21 protein-coding genes and 2 pseudogenes are annotated in these 20,101 nt (G+C 67.0%); 11 read left to right on the top strand and 12 right to left on the bottom strand.

The genetic code is table 11. From position 1 onward, the window contains the following. The first annotated feature begins 37 nt into the window (after positions 1-37). From WS61_RS24440 to WS61_RS24430, 3 genes are read left to right on the top strand one after another with little or no spacing between them, the layout of a single operon-like run. Complete coding sequence (locus WS61_RS24440; protein WP_059504266.1) at positions 38-1,849, top strand: ABC transporter permease; 1,812 nt, start codon at positions 38-40, stop codon at positions 1,847-1,849. An 11-nt stretch (positions 1,850-1,860) separates the two neighbouring features. After that, entirely contained in the window at positions 1,861-2,718 is an 858-nt protein-coding gene (locus tag WS61_RS24435; RefSeq protein WP_059504371.1) for an ABC transporter ATP-binding protein, read from the top strand. Beyond that, positions 2,715-3,479 (top strand): ABC transporter ATP-binding protein, encoded by a 765-nt coding sequence (locus WS61_RS24430; RefSeq protein WP_059504264.1) that lies wholly within the window; start codon positions 2,715-2,717, stop codon positions 3,477-3,479. Before WS61_RS24435 ends, WS61_RS24430 begins: the two co-directional genes overlap by 4 nt. On the opposite strand, the pseudogene WS61_RS35820 reads toward WS61_RS24430, so the two are convergent. The 6 genes and pseudogenes from WS61_RS35820 to WS61_RS24415 form a co-directional block, all read right to left on the bottom strand. Then, positions 3,478-3,730 (bottom strand): annotated as a pseudogene (locus WS61_RS35820) (ATP-binding protein); the annotation flags it as partial. The gene WS61_RS24430 and the pseudogene WS61_RS35820 sit on opposite strands and share 2 nt — an antisense overlap. A gap of 32 nt (positions 3,731-3,762) precedes the next feature. Next, positions 3,763-4,050 carry a hypothetical protein gene (locus WS61_RS24425; protein ID WP_059504262.1) on the bottom strand — a complete coding sequence of 96 codons (288 nt, stop codon included), beginning with the start codon at positions 4,048-4,050 and terminating at the stop codon, positions 3,763-3,765. Continuing rightward, positions 4,047-4,661: a hypothetical protein gene (locus tag WS61_RS34190; protein WP_082741980.1), complete on the bottom strand. Its 615-nt coding sequence runs from the start codon at positions 4,659-4,661 to the stop codon at positions 4,047-4,049. Before WS61_RS34190 ends, WS61_RS24425 begins: the two co-directional genes overlap by 4 nt. 2 nt (positions 4,662-4,663) lie before the next feature. After that, positions 4,664-5,191 (bottom strand): PAAR domain-containing protein, encoded by a 528-nt coding sequence (locus tag WS61_RS34185; RefSeq protein WP_082741979.1) that lies wholly within the window; start codon positions 5,189-5,191, stop codon positions 4,664-4,666. Positions 5,192-5,439: 248 nt separating this feature from the next. After that, positions 5,440-6,876: a sensor histidine kinase gene (locus WS61_RS24420; RefSeq protein WP_059504260.1), complete on the bottom strand. Its 1,437-nt coding sequence runs from the start codon at positions 6,874-6,876 to the stop codon at positions 5,440-5,442. Beyond that, positions 6,863-7,528: a response regulator transcription factor gene (locus WS61_RS24415; RefSeq protein WP_027782307.1), complete on the bottom strand. Its 666-nt coding sequence runs from the start codon at positions 7,526-7,528 to the stop codon at positions 6,863-6,865. The genes WS61_RS24420 and WS61_RS24415 overlap by 14 nt, the downstream gene beginning before the upstream one ends. A 237-nt stretch (positions 7,529-7,765) precedes the next feature. Between WS61_RS24415 and WS61_RS24410 the strand changes: the two genes are divergently transcribed. Then, positions 7,766-8,782, top strand: coding sequence for an ABC transporter substrate-binding protein (locus WS61_RS24410; RefSeq protein ID WP_059504368.1), 1,017 nt, complete (start codon positions 7,766-7,768; stop codon positions 8,780-8,782). A gap of 123 nt (positions 8,783-8,905) precedes the next feature. Then, positions 8,906-10,216 (top strand): MFS transporter, encoded by a 1,311-nt coding sequence (locus WS61_RS24405; RefSeq protein ID WP_059504257.1) that lies wholly within the window; start codon positions 8,906-8,908, stop codon positions 10,214-10,216. Here WS61_RS24405 and WS61_RS35815 read toward each other — a convergent pair. Next, positions 10,217-10,510, bottom strand: a pseudogene (locus WS61_RS35815) (histidine kinase); the annotation flags it as partial. Between the two features lie 334 nt (positions 10,511-10,844). On the opposite strand from WS61_RS35815, the gene WS61_RS24395 reads away from it, so the two are divergent. Further along, positions 10,845-11,297, top strand: a complete 453-nt coding sequence (locus tag WS61_RS24395) for a hypothetical protein (RefSeq protein WP_059504254.1) — start codon at positions 10,845-10,847, stop codon at positions 11,295-11,297. A gap of 108 nt (positions 11,298-11,405) precedes the next feature. Further along, complete coding sequence (locus tag WS61_RS24390) at positions 11,406-13,424, top strand: VTT domain-containing protein (RefSeq protein WP_059504253.1); 2,019 nt, start codon at positions 11,406-11,408, stop codon at positions 13,422-13,424. Positions 13,425-13,449: 25 nt separating this feature from the next. On the opposite strand, the gene WS61_RS24385 is transcribed toward WS61_RS24390, so the two are convergent. Together WS61_RS24385 and WS61_RS24380 are read right to left on the bottom strand one after the other, a co-directional pair. After that, positions 13,450-13,779 carry a DNA-binding protein gene (locus tag WS61_RS24385; RefSeq protein ID WP_034205450.1) on the bottom strand — a complete coding sequence of 110 codons (330 nt, stop codon included), beginning with the start codon at positions 13,777-13,779 and terminating at the stop codon, positions 13,450-13,452. Continuing rightward, entirely contained in the window at positions 13,776-14,108 is a 333-nt protein-coding gene (locus WS61_RS24380) for a type II toxin-antitoxin system RelE/ParE family toxin (RefSeq protein WP_059504252.1), read from the bottom strand. The genes WS61_RS24385 and WS61_RS24380 overlap by 4 nt, the downstream gene beginning before the upstream one ends. 400 nt (positions 14,109-14,508) lie before the next feature. Here WS61_RS24380 and WS61_RS24375 point away from each other — a divergent pair, with 400 nt between their 5' ends. Further along, positions 14,509-15,018 carry a GNAT family N-acetyltransferase gene (locus WS61_RS24375; protein WP_059504251.1) on the top strand — a complete coding sequence of 170 codons (510 nt, stop codon included), beginning with the start codon at positions 14,509-14,511 and terminating at the stop codon, positions 15,016-15,018. Positions 15,019-15,034: 16 nt separating this feature from the next. On the opposite strand, the gene WS61_RS24370 is transcribed toward WS61_RS24375, so the two are convergent. The 3 genes from WS61_RS24370 to WS61_RS24360 all read right to left on the bottom strand — a co-directional run bounded on the left by WS61_RS24370 (position 15,035) and on the right by WS61_RS24360 (position 17,024). Continuing rightward, positions 15,035-15,988, bottom strand: a complete 954-nt coding sequence (locus WS61_RS24370) for a hypothetical protein (RefSeq protein ID WP_059504250.1) — start codon at positions 15,986-15,988, stop codon at positions 15,035-15,037. Between the two features lie 58 nt (positions 15,989-16,046). Further along, positions 16,047-16,169, bottom strand: coding sequence for a hypothetical protein (locus tag WS61_RS35810; protein WP_006479692.1), 123 nt, complete (start codon positions 16,167-16,169; stop codon positions 16,047-16,049). A 399-nt stretch (positions 16,170-16,568) separates the two neighbouring features. Continuing rightward, entirely contained in the window at positions 16,569-17,024 is a 456-nt protein-coding gene (locus WS61_RS24360) for an Lrp/AsnC family transcriptional regulator (protein WP_059504248.1), read from the bottom strand. Between the two features lie 115 nt (positions 17,025-17,139). Between WS61_RS24360 and WS61_RS24355 the strand changes: the two genes are divergently transcribed. The 3 genes from WS61_RS24355 to WS61_RS24345 all read left to right on the top strand — a co-directional run bounded on the left by WS61_RS24355 (position 17,140) and on the right by WS61_RS24345 (position 20,041). Then, a complete protein-coding gene (locus WS61_RS24355; RefSeq protein WP_059504246.1) occupies positions 17,140-17,685 on the top strand; it encodes an alpha/beta hydrolase in 546 nt (181 codons plus the stop codon). Between the two features lie 122 nt (positions 17,686-17,807). Then, entirely contained in the window at positions 17,808-19,058 is a 1,251-nt protein-coding gene (locus WS61_RS24350; protein ID WP_059504244.1) for a YbfB/YjiJ family MFS transporter, read from the top strand. A gap of 236 nt (positions 19,059-19,294) precedes the next feature. Continuing rightward, complete coding sequence (locus tag WS61_RS24345; protein ID WP_059504243.1) at positions 19,295-20,041, top strand: SDR family oxidoreductase; 747 nt, start codon at positions 19,295-19,297, stop codon at positions 20,039-20,041. Positions 20,042-20,101 lie beyond the last annotated feature (60 nt).

Below are 20,101 nucleotides of genomic sequence, written 5' to 3'. Positions count from 1 at the left end.
CCGACATGAACCGCCTGCACCTGACGGACGCATCGTGATGGCTTCCTGGCTCGACTACACGCTCAACGGCCTCATCGTCGGCAACATCTACGCGCTGCTCGCGGTCGGGCTCGCGCTGATCTTCGGCGTGTCGCACCTGATCAACTTCGCGCACGGCTCGGTGTACATGGTCGGCGCATTCATCGGCTGGCTGTGCCTGACGCGCTTCGGGTTGCCGCTGCCGCTTGCGCTCGCGGCGGTGATCGTCGGCTGCGGTGCACTCGGCATCGCGATCGAGCGAATCGGGCTGCGGCCGCTGCGCCATGCCGCGCGCATCGCGCCGCTGCTCGCGACGATCGGCATCAGCTTCATCCTCGACCAGCTCGCGCAACTCGCGTTCAGCGCGGACCCGCGCGCGGTGCCGACACCGCTGCCCGACTGGCACGTACGGATCGCCGGCGCGACCCTCGGCTCGCTCGACCTGCTGATCGCGGGCATCGGCATCGCGGCGGCTGCGCTGCTGTACGGCTTCCTGCGCTTCACGCGGCTCGGCTGGGCCGTGCGTGCGACCGCGCAGGATCGCGACGCGGCGCTGCAAATGGGCGTCGACGTCGACCGCGTGAACCAGACCGTGTTCGCGATCGCGTGCGCGCTCGGCGGCGTGAGCGGGCTGCTGGTCGGCATGTACTACAACAGCATCGATCCGGCGATGGGCTTCCAGGCGACGCTGAAGGGCGTCGTCGCGCTGCTGATCGGCGGGCTCGGCAACGTGCCCGGCGCGATCGCCGGCAGCCTGCTGCTCGGTCTCGTCGAAAGCTACGGCGTCGCGCTGTTCGGCACCAGCTATCGCGACCTGTTCGCGTTCGGACTGCTGATCGTGTTCCTCGTGTGGCGGCCGAACGGCTTGTTCAGCGCGAACCGCGCGCTGCCGCCGGAGCCGATGACGGGCACCTTCCTCGCCGCCGCGAAAGCCGTGCGCGTGCCGCGCCCGGTGCTCGTCGTGCTGATCGCGGCGGCGGCCGTGCTGCCATGGCTCGGCGCATCGCCTTACGTGCTGCAGACGCTGACCAACGCGTGGCTGTACGGGTTGCTCGCGCTGAGCCTCACGCTCGTCGCGGGCACGGTCGGGCAGATCTCGCTCGGCCACGCCGCGCTGCTTGTGATCGGCGCGTATGCGTCGGCGCTGCTGTCGTCGGATCTCGGCTGGCCGCCGGCCGTGACGATTCCGTGCGCGGGCGCGATCGCGGCCGTGCTCGGCACGCTGCTCGTCTATCCGGCATTCCGGCTGCGCGGGCATTACGTGTCGATCGCGACGCTCGGCATCGGCGAAGTGGTGAGCCTCGTGATCCTGAACTGGGACGGCTTGACGCGCGGCCCGCTCGGCATCACCGGCATCGCGCCGTTGCCGTGGGCGACGACCGCGCGCGCCGCGTACTGGTTCACGTTCGCGGTACTCGTCGTGTTTGCGCTCGTGCAGGTGCGGCTGCTGCATTCGCATCTGGGCCGCACGCTGCGCGCGGTGCGCGAGGACGACGTCGCCGCGCGGGCGCACGGCATCGCGCCGAACCGCTACAAGGCGATCGCGTTCGCGGTCGGCGGCGTCGCGGCGGGCGTGAGCGGCGGGATCGCCGCGCACCTGTACAGCTACATCAATCACCAGACCTTCGATTCGCAGGTGTCGATCCTCGCGTTGACGATGGTGATCCTCGGCGGGCTTGGCAACGTGCTTGGCGGCATCGTCGGCGCGATCGCGCTGATCGGGCTGCCCGAGCTGTTCCGTTGGGCGGCCGACTACCGGATGCTGATCTACGGCCTCGTGCTGCTGCTGCTCGTCCGGTTCCGGCCGCAGGGCCTGCTCGGCACGGTGTGAGGAGCAATGCGATGACGACCACTCGACCCCTGCTCGACGTGCAAGGCCTCACACGCCGTTTCGACGGCGTGACCGCGCTCGACGGCGCGAGCCTGACGCTCTCGGACGGCGAGTTGTTGAGCGTGATCGGCCCGAACGGCGCGGGCAAGTCGACGCTGTTCAACCTGATCGCGGGCGCCGACCGGCCCGATGTCGGCCGCGTGACGTTCGACGGCCGAGACATCACCGGTATCGCGCCCGAACGGCTCGCGGCGCTCGGTATCGCGCGCACGTTCCAGCATGGCCGCGTGTTCGGCAACCTGAGCGTGCTGGACAACGTGCTGATCGGCGCGCATGCGAGGCTGCGTGCGGCGCGGCCCGGCTGGCCAGTGTTCGGTGCGGCCGCCGAAGTGCTGCGCGCGCTCGTGCGGCCGGCTTCGGTGCGGCGCGAGGAGGCCGAGCTGCGCGAGGAGGCGCGCGCGATCGTCGCCGGGTTCGGTGAACGGCTCACGCCGCGCATCGATCATCCGGCACACAGCCTGTCGTATGCGAACCGGCGGCGCGTGGAGATCGGCCGCGCGCTCGCGCTGCATCCGCGCCTACTGCTGCTCGACGAGCCGACGGCCGGGATGAACGAGACGGAGACCGCCGAGATGCTGCAACTGATCCGGTCGCTGAAGGCGCGCGGCCTGACGATCCTGCTGATCGAGCACAAGCTCGAACTCGTGATGCGCGTGTCCGACCGTGTGATGGTGCTCGACAACGGCGTGAAGATCGCCGAAGGCGTGCCGCGCGACGTACGACACGATCCGCGCGTGATCGAGGCCTATCTCGGCCGCCGTCATGCGGGCGGCCCGTCGGCCGATCGTGCCGTGCAGGCGGCTGCATGAGCGTACTTTCTTCGAGACCCGATACGACCATGACGGACGCGCTGCTGAAACTCGAACACCTCGACACGTTCTATGGGCCCGTGCAGGTGCATTTCGACGTGAACGTCGAAGTCGGCCGCGGGCAGATCGTCAGCCTGCTCGGCGGCAACGCGAGCGGCAAGTCGACGACGATGAAGCTGATTCTCGGGCTGATGCGGCCGAAACGCGGCGTCGTGCGTTTCGACGGCGACGACGTGACGGCGCTCGCGACGCCGCAGCGCGTGCGGCGCGGGATCGCAGCCGTGCCGGAGGCGCGGCGGCTGTTCGGCGACATGAGCGTGCGCGAGAACCTGCTGATGGGCGCTTACACGCGTGGCGATCGCGCGGCGGTGACCGACGACTACGAACGCGTGCTCGAGCTGTTTCCGCGTGTGCGCGAGCGGCTCGCGCAGCGCGCGGGCACGCTGTCGGGCGGGGAGCAGCAGATGCTCGCGATGGCACGCGCACTGATGGCGCGGCCGAAACTGATCTGCATGGACGAACCGACGATGGGGTTGTCGCCGCTCTACGTCGACAAAGTGCTCGAACTGATCGACGCGATCAACCGGCAGGGCGTGACGGTGTTCATGGTCGAGCAGAACGCGAGCCTCGCGCTGGAGATCGCGCACTACGGATACGTGCTGCAGACGGGGCGCGTCGTGCTGGAAGGGCCGGCGAAGGCGTTGCTCGACGATGAGCGCGTGCGCGATGCGTATCTCGGTGGGGAGGCGGTGGCGGTGTAGGGAAGGCGAACCCCACGCGTCCGCCGTGCGGTTTCATCGCTTCCTGTACGACCGCGGGGCGAACCCGACCCGGTGCGCCGTTCCTTGCCGTCCGGTGCGATCCGTACGAACGGCTGCAAAGCGGCGTCCCAATGCTCGCGCGGAATGCCTGGGCCGTCGTCGGTGGCGGTCAGCGTCACGGTATCGTCGACGTTGCCCGAGATCGCTATCGACATGGCGATGTCGTCCGCGTGCCCGTGCGGCCGCGCGTTCGGCTGCGTTTCGTATTCCCGGGCAGCCGTACTCACCACGCGAACGACAGCAGGGTCAGAAGTTCGACGGAGGGCAGCGTGACGACGAGAAACAAAACGATCATCGATCGGTTCCGCTTGTCGGATACGGCGAATGCGATTGCGAGTACTACCGTTGCGAGCCATCCTGCAAGGCAGTAGAAGGATAATCGTATGATGAGCGACCAATCCCCGGGGCCGTCGAGAAAGTCGATGTCTGGCCAAGCCAGGCGCCTGAGCCAGCCTGCGGTTGCAATCAACAGCATTTGCACGAGCCCGAGGGTGATGTAGCGGACGGTCATTGATCTGTGCGCTTCGGATAGTGATTTTTCTTCGCCAGCCGCTTTGATTTTTCGAGCGCTGCCAGTAATTCGGCTGGTGTCACAGGTGTCGGCAGCCAGCGTGGGTCATGGGCGAGAATGCCGATCGATTCAAGCACGTCGGCGACGTTGGATGAGCAACTGTTGTCGAAGACACTATAAGTGCTGGAATGGGGGTGTGTGCTTTTGAACGCTCGATCAACGGCGACACGTCGTTCGAGTTCCTTCCGGACCTTCTCTTTTTCAACGGGCGAAAGTCTCACGATCAGACCAAGGTTATCCCGCCATAAATTTCCACCGGTTCTTATCGAGCCGTTTGCCAGCGACACGATTCCACCATGCAAGTAGGTACGCTTGTCGATCTTGACGTATTCTTCATGCGCGCGGCTATACACGATTCCGTCAATTTCGATTGCCACGTGACCCCATTGAGAACCTCGACTGCGCAGGCGTGAATCGCTGACGATGACTTCGACGCTTGTCGTGTCGGCGATCACCTTTTTGATGGCTTTGTCCGTGGTAGGCGTAGTCTCCTCGATTGCGATCAGCCGATATTTCACGCCATCCGGAGATATGTGTGTGCGATTCCCCATGGTTATCCTGCTACGTACAGTTTGATTCGTTCTGGCTGCGGTCCGGATTCGATTTGCTGGGTACGTCCAGAGTGATCCGTCGTGCCGTACACGAGGCTGCCGTTTTCGAACTGCATGGCATACGCGGTATGAGACAGAATTACTCCGGTCGGATCGCATAACACGAATCGCTCATTGAACGATTCGGCGCCCCCGAACGACGAACTTGCCTCCCTGAAGGCCGCCGTGTCTGGGAGATCCGATGAGCGTCGGCTCGATCGCAGAAAAATGCCGGGATTGCTTCCGACAAGGACACGGTTATCCCCACAAGGGCACATCACGATGTCTCCATCGACGGCGACATTGCGTCCTTTATCCGAGATACCCTTCCCGGTGGCGACTATCTTGAATGCTCCCTTGCAAGTGCCGCAGGTTGCTTTTTCTCCGTCCAATGCGACCTTTTTCCTACCATCATAGATGGAGGACGCGTGAGCGATCACCGATCCGCGAGTCGTAGTCGGATCGCCGTCACGTACGGCTGCTTTACGCATAATCAGAACCTATGTGTCACCAATGTAGAGACGGTGGCGCTATGTTTGAGCGTTTATCACGCACTCGTCTGGCAGCGCGAATTGGTAACGGCATCATGTCAGTTCGAAACGGCTACACGCAATAAGACGAATTCGAATATTTGATTCAGATCGCGATGATTTCATACTCGTTTAGCGAATCATCGAGAGCAGTGAAAAAATTGGATGTCGCATTGCAGTACGGCTGGATAACTTCAGACGTGTGTACGTCAGGGCAATTCGCCCGCATGTCCGTCGCCATCCGTTCCGGTACCACGCGGAAACGTCAACACCACCGCGAACCCGCCCGTATCGGGAAACGCGAACCCCACGCGCCCGCCGTGCGCCTTCATCACTTCCTGCACGATCGCGAGCCCGAGCCCCGACCCCGTGCGGCGCTCGCTGCCGTCCGGCGCGATCCGCACGAACGGTTGCAGGGCCGCGTCCCAGTGCTCGCGCGGCATCCCGCGCCCGTTGTCGGTGACGGTCAGCGTCACCGCCCGATCCGCGTTGCCGATGGTCGCGACCGACACGACGATGTCGTCCGCATGGCCGTGCAGCAGCGCGTTGTGCAGCACGTTCGACAGCGCTTCCTGAAGACTGATCGCATCGCCGTCGATCCATGCATGCGGCGCATCGCTCGCGAACGCAACGGCCACGTCGCGCTCGCCGGCGAGCGGAATCGTACGGCCCAGCACCTCTTTCGCGAGCGCGACGAGTTCGACGGGTTGCAGCGGCACGGCCTCGGTGCGATGAATCACCATCGCATGATTGAGCAACTGACCGGTGAGCCGGCCGACGTCCGAACAGGTCGCGCGCAGCGCATCGAGTCGCGCCGCACGGCGCACGGGATCGGCTTCGCCGTCGAGCAGCTCGATCTGTGCATCGAGCCGCGCGAGCGGCGTGCGCATCTGGTGGGCGGCGTCGGCGATGAAGCGCTGCATCGCGTTGATCCGCTCCGCGAGCCGTCGCATCAGCCCGTTGATCGACCCGATGATCGCGTCGATCTCGCTCGGCGTATCGACGGCCACGGGCCGCAGGTCGGCCGGGTCGCGCGCGGCGATGATCGTGCCGATCCGCGCGAGTGGGCGCAGGCCGCGCCGGATCGCGAGGCCGCTCGCACCGATCGCGAGCACGCTCATCAGCAGGATCAGCGTCCACACCTTGATGCTCATGTCGTTCGTCAACTGCTGGCGCGCGTTGGTTGTCTGCGCAACCGTCACGAGCGCCCAGCCCGGCGTGCTTTCCTCGGGCATGTAGCGGGCGATCGTCGCGGTGCGGATCGGGTGCCCCTGGTAGACGGCATTCGCGAACGCGGGGCCCTGCTTCGCGGCGGCGAGCGTCGCGGCGCTCGCGAGATCGTTGTAGCCGGCCACGACCACGCCGCGCGAATCGACGACCTTGTAGTAGACGAGGTCGTAGCGCGACAGCGTCGACAGCGCGGCGACCGGCGGATTCAGCGCGAGCACGCCGCCTTGTACATAGAGGTTTTCCGCGACCTGGATCGACGCGCCCGCCAGCAACTGGTCGTACGCGCGTTCGGCCGCGACGCCCGCGTAGTAGCGCGCGATCGCCGCGAGCGCGAGCGCGCCGGTCGCGACGACGAGCGCGATGAACAGCAGCGTGCGCCCGAACAGCGTCTTCGGGAACCAGTCAATGCGCGGCAATCTGATACCCCATCCCGCGCGCGGTGCGGATCTCGACGGAGCTGCCCTGCAGCTTCCGGCGCACGCGCGTCACGTATTGCTCGACCGCGTTCGCGGTCGGTTCGTTGCCGAAGCTGAACAACTGATTCAGCAGTTCTTCCTTCGAGAAGATGCGTTGCGGTCGGCTCGCGAGGATTTCGAGCAGCGCGAATTCCTGGCGCGACAGCGACAGCGGCTGCCCGTCGAGTTCCGCGAGGCGGCTGCTGCGGTCGATCACGAGGCCGCCGAGCGTCAGCACGTCGTTTGCGTGACCGCTGTTGCGGCGCAGGAGCGCTTGCACGCGCGCGTCGAGTTCGCGATAGTCGAACGGCTTCACGAGGTAGTCGTCGGCGCCGAGGCCGAGGCCGCTCACGCGGTCGTCGATCGCCGAGCGGGCGGTGACGAGCAGCACGGGCGTCGTGCTGCCCGACGCGCGCAGGTTGCGCAGCACGGTGAAGCCATCCATGCCGGGCAGGTTCGCATCGAGCACGACGAGATCGAAGCGCTCGACGCGTAGCAGCCCGTTCGCGGTCGCGCCGTCGGTTTCGAGATCGACGGCGTGGCCGAGCCGGGCCAGGCGGCTGCGGATCGCCGCGCCGATTTCGGCATCGTCCTCCACGACGAGAATGCGCATGGTGCCGTTTGCAGGTAGGTGGATTAGGGGTTTTCCCGGGGCCGGGATGTCAGCATTTTCTCAGACTCGGTCGATAACCTGTGTCGAGCCGGAAGCAGGATGCAAGGACGGCATTAATACCAGAAATATTCAAGGAGACGGCAACATGCAGCATGTCACGGGCACGACGAACGCGCGCCGCGGCGCCACGCCGGCCTGCGCGTGGCCGCTGGCCGCGCGCCGCACGGCGGCGCGCGCATGACGGCGTCGCCGCGCCGCCGCGCACTGATCGCCGCCGGGTTCGGCGTGCTCGCCGCGCCGGCGCTGGTGCGCGCGAAGCCGCGCACGGTGCGGATCTCGAAAGGCTATGGCGTGCTGTACCTGCCGCTGCTCGTGATGGAAAAGCAGCGGCTGTTCGAGCGGCATGCGGCGCGCCACGGCGTGCGCGACGTCGCGGTCGAATGGGTGCTGCTCGACGGCGGCAATTCCGTCAACGACGCAATGATGGCCGGCACGCTCGATTTCGCGGGCGCCGGCGCGCCGGGGTTCATCGAACTGTGGGCGCGGGCGCGCGGCATTCCGAACGTCGAGGTGATTGGCATCAGCGGGCTGTCGACTACGTCGCTGTCGCTGAACGCGAACCGGCCGGGCCTCGTGTCGCTTCGCGACTTCACGCCGTCGGACCGGATCGCGGTGCCGGGCATCCGCACGTCGCTGTCGGCGGTCGTGCTGCAGATGGTCGCGAGCCGGCAGCTTGGCGCCAGGCATTTCGCGCAGCTCGATTCGATCACCGTGAACCTGCCGCATCCGCAGGCGATGCAGGCGCTGATCCGCCGCGAGAACGGCGTGACCGCGCATTTCACGTCGCCGCCGTTCTCGACGCTCGAATTGCGGCAGCCGGGCATTCATCGCGTCGTGAGTTCGGTCGACGTGCTCGGCCCGCTGACGCTCGACGTCGTGTTCGCGCCGAAGCGGCTCGTCGATGCGCAGCCTGCGCTGGCCGTCGCGTTTCTCGGCGCGCTCGACGAAGCGAACCGCCTGATCGCGCAGGACCCGCGCGCGGCGGCCGCGCTCTACGCGGCGTCGTCGGGCGTCGGCGTGTCGCACGACGACGTGATGCGAATGCTCGCCGCGCCCGACACGCGGTTCTCGGTGCTGCCGAACCAGCTGATGGACTACGTCGAATTCCTGTACCTGGCCGGTACGATCAAGGCGAAGCCGCGCGCGTGGCACGAGATGTTCGCGCCGATGCTCGACGACTACCGGTCGGGTTGAGCCGCGTTTGCCGCGATCCGATGCCATGCATCGAACCACCCGACGCCAGCGCGTTCGTCGCGCGCGACGCCGTTTCAACCGATATACAACCGATACGCAACCGATTCACGCAAGGAGCCTGAAGTGAACGCTACCGATACCCTGGACCCCGCGTCCGCCGAAGAACGGCGCATCATGTCGAAGATGGCGCGGCGCCTGATGCCTATCCTCGTCGTGATGTTCCTGATCGCGTTCATCGATCGGCAGAACGTCGGGTTCGCGAAACTGCAGATGGTGCACAGCCTCGGCATGACGGAAGCCGCGTTCGGGCTCGCGTCGTCGCTGTTCTTCATCGGCTACCTGCTGTTCGAGGTACCGAGCACGCTCGCGCTGCATCGCTACGGCGCACGCGTGTGGCTCGCGCGGATCATGCTGACGTGGGGGCTCATCACGGTGCTGATGGGCTTCACGACGTCGATGCCCGTGTTCTGCTCGCTGCGCTTCCTGCTCGGCATCGCCGAGGCCGGCTTCTATCCGGGCGTGATCTATTACCTGACGCTGTGGTTCCCGCAGAGCTACCGCGCGAAGGTGCTCGGCATCTTCACGCTCGGCAGCGCGCTCGCGAACATGCTCGGCTCGCTGGTCGGCGGCGCGCTGCTGAGCCTGAACGGCGTGTGGGGGCTGGCGGGCTGGCAGTGGGTGTTCGTCGCGACGGGCATTCCGGCGGTGATCGTCGCGATCGTCGTGTTTCGCGTGCTGCCCGCGTCGTTCCGCGAAGCGCCGTTCCTCGACGAGCGCGAGAAGCAGATCGTCGCGGCCGCGCTGGAGCGTGAGAAGCCGGCACAGGCCGAGCACGGTCAGCCGTGGAAGGCGCTGCTCGATCCGCGCGTGATGCTGTTCGCGGCGACCTACATGCTGATGTCGACGTCGCTGTACGGCGTCACGTACTGGCTGCCGACGCTCGTGAAATCGTTCGGCGTGTCGAGCACGACGAACGGGTTCCTGAGCATGCTGCCGTGGGCGCTCGCGGTGTTGCTGCTGCTGTGGCTGCCGGCGAAGCTGCGTCGCGCGAAGAGCATCCTGCGTACGATCGCGATCGTCGCGGCGCTGGGCGCGCTCGGCTTCCTGTTGAGCCTCGTGCTGCCGTCGACACCGCTGCGCTTCATCGCGCTCGTGCTCGGCGGCGCGTGCATTCCGCTGTTGTACCCGTGCTTCTGGTCGATGCCGCCGCGCTATTTCACCGGCGCGCGGGCGGCTGCGAGCGTCGCGGCGATCAACTCGATCGGCAACCTCGGCGGCTTCTTCAGCCAGAACCTGATGCCGTTCGCGGGCAAGATGACGGGCACCGCGTTCGGGCCGATGATCGTGCCGATCGTGTGCCTCGCACTGCTCGGCATCGGCGCGCTGGTCGCGTGGACGCGGTCGGAGCGCGGGATGGTGGCGGCGCAGGCTTGATGGGGCCGGGTCGATCAGCCATTCGAGATCGTTCTTCAGCGTCGCGAGCGTCTGCGCCAGTTCGTCGTGCAGTTCGCGCGCGATGCGGCGCTGCTCGGCTTCGCGCGCGCTGGCGCTGATCGCGGCGATCCCGCGCAGCTCGTCGCGCGACGCCTGCAGCGCCCGTTCCGCGCGCACGCGCTCCTCGACTTCGCGCCGCAGGTCGCGGTTCGACGCGCTCAGTTGCGCAGTGCACGCGGCAGCGCGCTGTTCGAGCCGTTCGTTCGCATCGTTCAACTGCGCGCTTTTCTGGATGTGACGCAGTCCGTCCCGCATGACCACGTGATCGTCAGCCAGAATTACCTTGATCATCTTCCAGCGACCCTCTTCGGGATGACGCGCGTTGCCGTCCGGTTGTCGCCGCGGCCGTTCTTCTGACCAATATGTGCCTCCGAACCCGAAAACGGTACGCGTTCGCGAAATCCCCGGGAAAGGGTACGGTGCGACGCGCATCCGAACAGGGTATTCCGTGGTGATCGCTGTACCAGATCGCGGCCGGCGCGGCATCACGGGAGCCGTCCCCCGACCCGTTCCGATTCGGGACTAAACTGGTGCCCGATGCCACCCGCGCGAACCGAGGAGCCCCGCAATGATCGACCTTGCCGATATCCTGCCGTCCGCACTGCCCGCCGCCGTCGCATGGGCCGAAGCGGAGGCGGCGCGCGGGCTCGCGCTGGGTGCGCCGCTGACGCCGGCCCAAGCTGACGACGCGCGCACGGTGGGCGTCGTGCAACCGGACCGGATCCGCGTGGTGGCGGTCGATCGCATGCCGTTTCCCGACACGCAGACGCTCGCTGCGATCGCCCGCGACACGGGGCTGCTGTCGCCCGGGACGATCGGCCTCACGCTCGGTCACGCGGTGTACGTGCTGCGCGGGCACGACACGCGCCGCCTGCTGACGCACGAATTCCGGCACGTGCATCAATACGAGGCCGCCGGCTCGATCGGCGCGTTTCTTGCGCGCTATCTGCACGAGATCGCGACGGTCGGCTACCACGACGCACCGCTCGAGGCCGACGCGCGGCAACACGAGTTCGATTGATCCCTGACCCCGCCACCGGCGCGAGCGTGCGCATGTCGCGATGAACGTCTCCAATCCCCCTGCCGGCCCGCCGTTCGCGCACCGGGCCGCCCCGTCCGGGAGTATGCGATGAGCGACACGATCCACGCGTGGATCGGCGCGATCGGCGCGCATCCGCTGCTCGTGCTGGCGATCGTGTTCGTGGCTGCCTGTGCCGAGGCGATCGCGCTGATCGGCACGATCGTGCCGGCCGGCGCCGTGATGTTCGCGGCCGGTGCGTTGATCGGCGCGGGCGCGCTCGACGCATGGGCGACGATCGGCGTCGCGGCCGTCGGCGCGGTGATCGGCGACGGGATCAGCTACGAACTCGGGCGACGTTACCGCGGGATGATCCGCAACGCGTGGGCGCGCTTCGGCTACGCGAGCGCCTACGCGCGCGGCGAGGAGTTCGTGCTGCGTCACGGGACGAAGAGCATCGTGCTCGCGCGCTTTCTCGCGCCGGTGCGTGCGGTCGTGCCGGTCGTCGTCGGCTGCGCGACGCTGCCGCGCCGGTCGTTCTATCCGGTCAACGTGATCTCGGCGCTCGTGTGGGCGCCTGTCCACATCGCACCCGGCATCCTGTTCGGCGCGTCGGCCGCGCTCGCCGCGGCGATCAGCGTGCGGGTCGCCGCGATCCTGCTGGTCGTGGCTGCGCTGGTCGCGCTCGTGTGGATCGGCGTGCGCGTCGCGCTGCGGCGCGGATGGCCGTTGTTGTGCCGCGCGCTCGCCGACGCCGTGCATGCATGCGCGCGCCGCTGGCCGCGGTTCGGCGCGCGGCTGCACGACGGCATCGCGTACCTGCGCGGGTTGCCGGGCGCGGTGCCCGTGCTTGCGCTGTTGTTCATCGGCTGCGTGTGGCTGTTCGCGGGGATCGTGCAGGACGTCGTCGCGAACGATCCGCTGATGCATACGGACATCGCGCTGTATGCGTTCCTGCAGAACCTGCGCACGCCGCCCGCGGACGCCGCGATGAGTGCGCTCGCCATCCTGCATGGGCACGACACGGGGCTGATCGTCGCGGCCGCGTTGCTCGTCTGGCTGATGATCCATCGCTGCTGGCTGACGGCCGCATGGTGGCTCGCGACGGTCGGCGTCGCCGTCGTGCTCGTGCCGGTGTTCGGCCCGGGCGTGCCCGGCGCGACGCCCGCGAGCCTGCCGCCCGGTGCGCTGCACGTGCCGCTGCCCGATGCCGACGCCGCCTTCGCGATCCTCGCGAGCAGCGGCCTCGGCTGGCTGATCGCGCGCGACCGGCCCGCGCTGTGGCGCATTCCGGTCGTGACGGCGGTCGTGCTGTGGATCGTGCTCGGCGGCTTCGCGCGGCTGTACGTCGGCGATACCTGGCTGTCGGGCCTGCTGGGTGGATGGAGCCTCGGGCTCGCGTGGTTCGCGTTGCTCGCCGGCGCCCATGCGTACTGGCGCGTGCGCGAGCACGTGCAGCCGCGAGGCGCGCTCGTCGCAGTCGTCGTCGTGCTCGCGACGGCCGGCGTATGGACGGTGCCCGCGCAATGGCAGCGCGATCGCGCGGCGCGTCCGCATGTCGGCGATGTGGTCGCGATGACCGTCGACCAGTGGCTGCGCGGCGGGTGGCAGCGCGTGCCGACGCGGCGCACCGAGATCGGCGGCGACCGCGAGGAATATCTGCCGCTGCAATGGAGCGCGACGTCGGACACGCTCGTCCGTCATCTCGCGCAGGCCGGCTGGCAGCGCGCGACGCCGTGGTCGCCGGCCACCGCGCTGCGCTGGCTGGCGCCGCAGGCGCCCGTCGACACGCTGCCCGTACTGCCGCGCTATACCCATGGCGAAAGCACGCGGCGCGTGTTCGTCCGCGTCGATCCGGCCCACCCGGAAAGCCGCTTCGTGCTGCGGTTGTGGCGTTATCCGTACGTGTTGCAGGATGCGCTCGGCATGCGGCCGCTGTGGTACGGCGCGCTGTATCGCGAAACGCTGCGCCGGCCGGCGCGGCTGATGACGCTCGTGCACACGACGACGATCGACGATGCGGCAGCGATTGCGCACGCGTTGGCGGTCGAGCCTAGGATCGAGCATCCGCCGGCGGGGACGACGGCCGGGCCGGACGAGATATTGCTGGTCTGGATGGTGAAGCCGTGAATGGGCAGGGCGTGACGTGCGGCCCTCAAGCGTGCGACGGCTGCGCGGGAACGACGGACAGGCGCAGGCCGACGGTCTTGAGCACCGCGAGCAGGGTTTTCAGCGTCGGGTTGCCGCTCGGGGACAGCGTGCGATACAGCGATTCGCGGCTGATGCCGGCCTCGGCCGCGACGGCGCCGAGCCCGCCATACGCTTCCGCGACCGTGCGCAGCGCGAGCAGCCCGGCCGCGCGGTTCTCCGGATCGTCGAGCGATTCCATCGCGACGCGCAGATAGGCGACCGCGAGCTCGCGATCGGCGCCGAGTTCGGCGACTTCCGCGTCGTGGTGCGATACCGCGCCTTTGAGCTTGTTCATGTTTGCCTCCGTTTCCAGTTCGACCAGTGTTCCTTGGCGCGCCTGATGTCGTCGGACTGACTGGCCTTGTCGCCGCCGGACAGCAGCAACACCAAGGCGCTGCCGTGCCGACCGAAATACACGCGGTAGCCGGCGCCGACATGGACGCGCAGTTCGATCACGCCTTCGCCGACCGGCTCGCAGTCGCCGAAATTGCCGGCCTGCACACGGCGCAGGCGTTCGCGGATTCGTGCCTGCGCGAGCTTGTCACGCACGGCGTTCAGCCATTCGGTGAAAGGCTCGCGACCGTCGTCGCGCTGATAGCGAAGCAGTTCGAACCTGGAAGGCATTGTAACTTATAAACTACAAATAAGTAAATGGAGTGAGACGTCGCATCGCAATGGCTGGGTGGCCGACGCGCATGCGGCGTCTCCATGGCTCGGGATGTCAGGGCATGGCGCTCGCTTCCCGGCCGACGATCATTTTTTCATCCGGTGTGGCGCGTGACGATTCGGCCAAACGGCCGGTATCGATGGTGCGATGAAGGGGCGCGCGCCGCGGCCGAGCGGCTCGGCTTCGGCGATCCGTCCAGCTTTTCGCAGGCGTCCACGCGCTGACACGGCGTGCCGCCGGGCGCGTATCGCGGTGCGGCGCAGCGCGGCGCTGAGAGCACGCGACCCGCGATGAATCGCGGTACGATCGCTCGTTTGCCGTCTTGCCCGTCTACATCACCCTCACGAGAGCCCCCGCATGATCACCATCCGCCCGATGACTGACGACGATTTCGCGCGTTTCTTGCCGACCTACCGCGCCATCGTCGCTGCTCAGGAAACCTACGCATTCGATCCCGACCCGACACCGGAAGCGGCACGCGCATTGTGGCTCGACGCGCCGCTCTGCACGTGGATCGCCGAGGAGGACGGCGTGGTGCTCGGCTCGTATTACCTGAAGGCGAACGCGGCCGGCCCCGGCAAGCACGTGAGCAACTGCGGCTACATGGTGAGCGAGGCCGCGCGCGGACGCGGCGTCGCGCGCCTGATGTGCGAGCACTCGCAGCAGGTGGCGCGCGAGCGTGGTTTTCTCGCGATGCAGTTCAATTCGGTGGTTGCGACGAACGAGGTCGCGGTCGCGCTGTGGCAGAAGCTGGGATTCGAGATCGTCGGCCGGTTGCCGCGCGCATATCGTCACGCGCGGCTCGGCTTCGTCGACTGCTTCGTGATGTTCAAGTGGCTCGGCGACGCGGCGGCCGCCGAAGCCTGAGCAATCCGCCGCTGAGTCAGACGGCGAACGTGCCGTCGAACACGATCCGTTCGTCGAACGCGAGCGTGCCGCGTGCGAAGATCAGGTCGAGATGGTGGCTGCCGTTTTCGCCGCCGCCAAGCCCCAGATGCAGCCCCGGGTGGCGTTCCTCGAACCCCGCGTTGCGGCCGTACAGGCCGCGTATGCCGAGGTTCGTGCCGATGCCGAATTCCTCGATCCGCCGGTGATTCGCGTGCCGATCGAGATAGGTCGAGAAATCGCGCCGGAAGCCCGCATCGTCGGTGTCGAAATCGACGATCATGCTGTGTTCGACATGCAGCGTGGCGAGCCGCTCGGCCACCTTGTACTTGATCGCGAACGGCACGGTGCCGAGAAACGTGCCGCTGAATACGACCGAGCCGTTGAGGTCGGTCACGTGCGTCGCGATCTCGCCGGGCACGACGTCGAGGTTGCCCATGCCGTCCACGCTCGTCCATTTCTGGTCGGGCGCGAGCGAGCCCGTCAGCGCGTTGCCGGCTTCGTCGACGAAGCGGATCTGCGATGCGCGCGCGGCGGCCTCGATCAGCCGGCCGTTGCGTGCGGCGATGTCGTCGAGCGATTCGGCGAACGCCTCGTCGAGATGCGGGCCGTAATCCTTGAACAAAACCGACTTGCTCCAGTGCTCGACGATCGCGGGGCGGATCGCGGCGAGGAACGGCGGCCCGCTCGGCGACGGCGTCGGCAGGCACGACGAGTCGTACAGCAGCACGAACAGGTCGGCGTCGACGAGCGCGGCGGCGATGTCGGCGGGCGGGGTGCTTTCGAGGCAGAGGGTGGTCGCGGCGAGTGAGTCGGGCAGGGCGGAAAAGGCGCGCAACGCGACGTCGCGATTGCGGGTGTCGTAGCCGACCAGCAGTTTTCCCGATTCGCCGCGTGCCAGCTTGTCGCGCAGCGCCGGGTGAAAGCCGAGCGCGCGGTGCAGGTTCAGCATGCGTATCTCCGGAAGCGGCGGAAGGGCCGCGGCCCTTCCGCGAGAACGGGTGGCCCGCTCAGACCGGCCAGAGCGCGGTGCCGAACGGCACCACGGCGTCCTCGACCATCATGTCGACGGCCTCGGGGTGCGTGTCTTCCTGCATCCAGTCAAGCAATTCGATCTGCTGAGTTTCCTGCATGTCAATTCTCCTGTGGTGAACATGAGTGATTCAACATGAAAGCGCGGCAAAAAATATTGCCGCTCCTCGTTCGGGATTTCGTGAATGCCGGACGAGTGGCGTCGATATTAGTCTGATGATTTTTCGAATGCAATGCGTTGCAATGTTTTTAGCCGTGACGTGCTAAACATGAGTCATTTGCGGTTCAAATATTGGAAAAACCGGATAAAACGAGCGACAGATCGCGCATCATTTTTTTATTTGAAGAAATCCGGATCGACGAAATCAATTCGGTTATTTTTAATTTGAATTCAATTGCCCGGATTGCTGCGCTTTATGTCATTCGCGAAAATCGCGTGCGCGATCGCCTGACGCTCGAACCGGTCCGCCGATTCATGTGTCACGCAGCCTATCCGCACGTCATCCCAGCAACGCCTTTCCGATCGCTTTGGTCGGTTCGGAGCGCAGCACCAGCGAAGTCGTGACCGCGCCGAAGCGGGCAATCGCGTCGATGAGGGTTTCGAGCTGGCCCGGTGTCGGCACCAGCACCTTCAGCAGAAAGCAGTCGTCGCCGGTCATGCGGTGGACTTCGATGACATGCGGCATCTCGGCGAACGTGCGCAGCGCCGGTTTGATGTGCTCGTGAGTCGTTTTGAGCCGGATGATGGCCATCATGCCCAACCCCAGCGCCGCCGGATCGATCCGTGCGCCGTAGCCGGCGATGATGCCGCGTTCTTCCAGCCGCTTGACGCGCTCCGAGGTCGCGGGCTGCGACAGCCCGATGCGCCTGCCAACCTCCGATAGCGGCGTTCGCGCGTTCTCCTGCAGCGCTTCGAGGATCGCAAGATCCAGGCGATCCAGTACTTCATCCGGCATGACGGTCCTCCGGTACCGTTGATTCATCGGCATTTTGTCTCAATAACCGATGACTTGCCATTCCGTGCCGGCCGGCGCGTGGTCACACTCTGGCTTTTCGTTGACGGAGGGTGTGATGGATCAGGCGATCGTGATCGTGCCGGGTATCGGCAATTCGGGAGCGGATCATTGGCAGAGTCATTGGGAGACGATGTTTCCCGGCGCCGCGCGTATCGCGCCGGCTTCGTGGGATGCGCCCGACCTGGCCGACTGGACAGCGGCGCTGGACGCGGCCGTGGCGAGCGCGGCGGCGCCCCCGCTCGTGATTGGTCATTCGCTGGGCTGCTTGTTGTTCGCGTATTGGCATGCGGTTTCGGCGCGCCCGGTGCGCGGCGCGTTTCTCGTGGCCGTGCCCGATCCGGCAGGGCCGCGCTTTCCGGTTGCCGCCGCCGCGTTCGCGAACCTGCCGAGCGGTCGGTTCGGGCGCATGCCGGTGCTGGCGATCGCGAGCACGGACGATCCGTACGATCCGTCGGGGCGCGCGCTGGAATGGGTCGCGGAACGGGGCGCGACGCCGCTTCTGCTTGGCGCACGCGGCCATCTGAACGCGGCGTCGGGGTTGGGCGGGTGGCCCGAAGGGCGCGCGCTGTTCGAGGCATTCGTGGCCGGACTCGGGCGGTAGTGCGTGCCAGCGTCGGCTGACGGGTTTTTGCCGGCAGCGCATGCCGGCTTCACGGCGGCTCAAGTATGATCGACCGACGGCGGCGAAAGCCCCGGAATCGAACAACGATGGAGACACTCCCGATGCCCGCAGTGCCGCAACCGGAGCGTGCCGGCCGCTCGCGGCCGGACGCCGGCGCAACCGATCCCGGCCGCATGGCCGCGTGGCGGCTCGCAATCCGTCTGTCGCTCGGCAGCGCGATCGCGCTCGGCCTCGCGCGCTTTTCGTATGCGCTGCTGCTGCCGCCGATGAAGGCCGATCTCGGCTGGACGTTCGCGCAGGCCGGCGCGCTGAACACGGCGAATGCGGCCGGCTACCTGATCGGTGCGCTTGCCTTTCCGCTGCTGTCGCGCCGCTGGCGCGCGGGCACGCTGCTCGCGGCCGGCTGTGTGTTGACCGCCGTGCTGATGGCCGCGGGCGGGCTCACGTCGGACATGCACGCGCTGCTCGCGCAGCGGCTGGCGACGGGTATCGGCAGCGCGTCGATCTTCATCAGCGGCGGCGTGCTGGCCGCGCGGCTCGCATCCGCAGCGCCGCGCGACGCAGGGCTGCTGCTCGGCCTCTATTACGGCGGCACCGGATGGGGCATCGTCGCGTCGTCGCTGCTCGTGCCGGCGACGCTCGTGCACCGTGTACACGGCTGGCAGCCGGCGTGGTTCGCACTCGCGGTCGCGTGCGTGCTGTTCTCGGCGGTGGCCGTGTCGGCCGCGCGCCGCATCGAGCATGGACATGCGGCGCCGGGCGGGCAGGGCGACGGCGCGAAACCGGCAGCGACCGCGAGCCCCGCCCGCTTCTCACTCGCGCTGGCCGGCTACGGCCTGTTCGGCGTCGGCTATATCGGCTACATGACGTTCATCGTCGCGCTGCTGCGTGGTGCGGGGATGAGCGGCACGGTCGTCGCCGCGTTCTACGTGATGCTCGGCGTCGCGACCGTCGTGTCGGCGCGGCTGTGGTCGGGGCTGCTCGACCGGATGCGCGGCGGCCAGGCGCTCGCCGTGCTCAACGCGCTGCTCGGCGTCGCGACGCTGATGCCCGCGCTGTTCGTGCATCCGGCGGCCGCATTCGCGTCGGGCTTGCTGTTCGGCGCGACGTTCCTGTCGGCGGTTGCCTCCACGACGGCCTTCGTGCGGCACAACCTGCCGCCCGACGGCTGGGCGAAGGGCATCAGCGCATTCACGACGGTCTTCGCGTTCGGGCAGATCGCGGGGCCGGTCGCGATCGGTTGGGTGTCGGACAGTGCGGGGCTCGCACGCGGGCTCGTGTATTCCGCGCTGACGCTATTCGCGGGCGCTGCATTCGCGGCAGGGCAGCGCGCGCTGCGGGCGTCCGCGTAGTCCGCTCGAACGCGCATGCCGTGCCGCGTGCCGCCATCGACGTACCGCGAACGATGTCGTCCGGTGTGTCGCGCCCGTTTGCACCGAATGGCGTTTTTTGAGGGTTATACGACCTTTGCGCCATCGGCCTCCCGTTCCATACTTCACCTGGACGATCAAGCCGGAACCAGCCTGCAAACGCCATCGCGCGTCGCGTATTCGGCCCGATCGATCACGGACATGAAAAGGAACGGAAGATGAGGCTCGAGAACAAGTCGGCGTTGATCACCGGTGGCACCAGCGGCATCGGTCTCGCCACCGCGAAGCTGTTCATTGCGGAAGGTGCGCGCGTCGCGGTGACGGGGCGCGACGAGACCGTATTCGAACGCGTGAAGGCGGAGCTCGGCAAGCATGCGGTCGTGCTCAAGGGCGACGTGCGGTCGCTCGACGACATGCGCGCGATTGCTGCCGAGGCCAACGAGACGTTCGGCGGTCTCGATGTCGTGTTCGCCAATGCCGGCTGGGCCTTCCCGTCCGCAGTCGACGACATCGACGACACGCTCTATGACGACATCATGGACGTCAACGTCAAGGGCGTGGTGTACACGCTTCGAGCAGCGCTGCCTTACCTGCGCGAAAGTTCATCGGTAATCCTAAATACATCGTTCGTCGCGCAGACCGGCAAGCACGGCATCTCGCTGACCGCGGCGGCGAAGGCTGCCGTGCGATCGTTGGCTCGCAGTTGGTCGTACGAATTTCTCGACCGGAAAATCCGTTTCAACGCAATCGCGCCCGGCCCGATCGATACGCCGCTGCTCTCGAAGTGGGGCAAGCCTGACGAATGGGTGCGCGACCGCAAGACCGAATTCGCGGAAGCGAATCCGGCGGGCCGAATGGGCAAGGCCGACGATATCGCATACGCGGCGCTCTATCTCGCCAGCGACGAATCGTCGTACGTCGTCGGCACGGAGCTGGTCGTCGATGGCGGCGCGTCGCAGCTTTGAGTTTGCGCTTCGCGCTTCCCGGGCCCGGCACGCCATCCCGGCTCATCCCCATCCCGATTT

It is taken from the genome of Burkholderia sp. ABCPW 11 (genome assembly GCF_001523445.1).
Taxonomy (GTDB): domain Bacteria; phylum Pseudomonadota; class Gammaproteobacteria; order Burkholderiales; family Burkholderiaceae; genus Burkholderia.
The sequence above is the reverse complement of the archived record's forward strand: the minus strand, read 5'-3'. Positions and strand labels throughout refer to the sequence as shown.